Raw genomic sequence first — 1168 nt, 5'->3', positions numbered from 1 at the left:
AAAACCACAGCGCCCGCGACGAAAACGCGCACAACCGCCTGCGCACCGCCTGCTGCGGCCTCGCCGAGCACTTCACCCTCAAACAGCAGCAGCGCGACCGCCCGGTACAAACCGTCGCCCTCGAACGGCTGCACGCACTCGAACCCGTCGCCGCGCGCCTGGACGCAGAACGCGGCGAGACCGCGACCAGCGCCGCCCTCGCCACACTCATCGCAGAAGTGGAAGCACGCCGCCACCTGCCCTACCGCGCACAAGCGGGCAACCATGCGGGATTCCTTGACTACCACCTCGCCTGGCGCGAAAAACACGCCGCTACCCTGCACGCCCCGCTCGCCGCCGACATTGCCCAGGCATTAAAAGAACAGGCCGCCGCCAGCCTCATTAAGCAACAAGAAAAAGAAGCCGAGCCCCAGCCCGACTTTGAAACCTACCTGCGCGAGCACTTCGCGCCGTTGCAGGAACTCTTGCAATAACACCGGGAGGAAAGATGGAATACGCACTTTGGGGAATCACCCTTTTTATTAGCGAAATCATTGGCAGTTGGGAAAAACCCTGGAAACAAAAAATCCTGCCATTCACCATTACTTACACCATAGCCTGTATTTTGCTTGTGTTTTTGTTTGAAGCAAACGGTGCGAAAGGCAGCCTCCTGACATCCATATTCATACAGACTGTTTTAATGCTGATAACAACAGTCTTCGCCACCTTGCCACCTTCTACGGCAACAAAAAAATCTCCCTGAAATTCTGGAAAAAACAAAACCCGGATAACGAACAAACGTAGGTCGGCCATTTATGGCCGACATGGAAACGTCGGGTACAAGTGCCCGACCTACAAGCTGTTGTAATAAATACGGAGGGAGAATGACAAAAGTATTTTTGGGAATTGTGTTATTTATCGGAAAAATTATTGGAAGTTGGGAAAAATCCTTTAAACAAAAAATATTGCTGCTTATCCTGACTTACATTGTTGCCTATCCTGTGCTGATGCATTTACCTGATGCGGTATGGGCAAAAAACAATCGCCCGATGGCTGCGCTCATCTTGGCTGGCTTTGTACTGGGAACTGCCACTTTTACCCATCTGCTTGCATTTCATCCCAACAAAGAAATCAGGCTGAAATTCTGGAAGCGACAAAACCCGGATAACGAATAAACGCAGAGCGGACA

Annotated in this window: 3 protein-coding genes; all 3 read left to right on the top strand. The window is 51.9% G+C overall.

The features are described 5' to 3' along the window. The coding region (locus tag Q0349_RS03310) for a hypothetical protein (protein ID WP_298079455.1) at positions 1-473 on the top strand (473 nt) is incomplete at its 5' end. Between the two features lie 14 nt (positions 474-487). Continuing rightward, positions 488-742 (top strand): hypothetical protein, encoded by a 255-nt coding sequence (locus Q0349_RS03305; RefSeq protein ID WP_298079454.1) that lies wholly within the window; start codon positions 488-490, stop codon positions 740-742. Between the two features lie 121 nt (positions 743-863). Continuing rightward, positions 864-1154, top strand: a complete 291-nt coding sequence (locus Q0349_RS03300) for a hypothetical protein (RefSeq protein ID WP_298079453.1) — start codon at positions 864-866, stop codon at positions 1152-1154. Positions 1155-1168 lie beyond the last annotated feature (14 nt).

This window comes from uncultured Cardiobacterium sp., from assembly GCF_938028185.1.
GTDB lineage: Bacteria > Pseudomonadota > Gammaproteobacteria > Cardiobacteriales > Cardiobacteriaceae > Cardiobacterium.
This window is presented reverse-complemented; position numbering and strand designations above follow the sequence as displayed.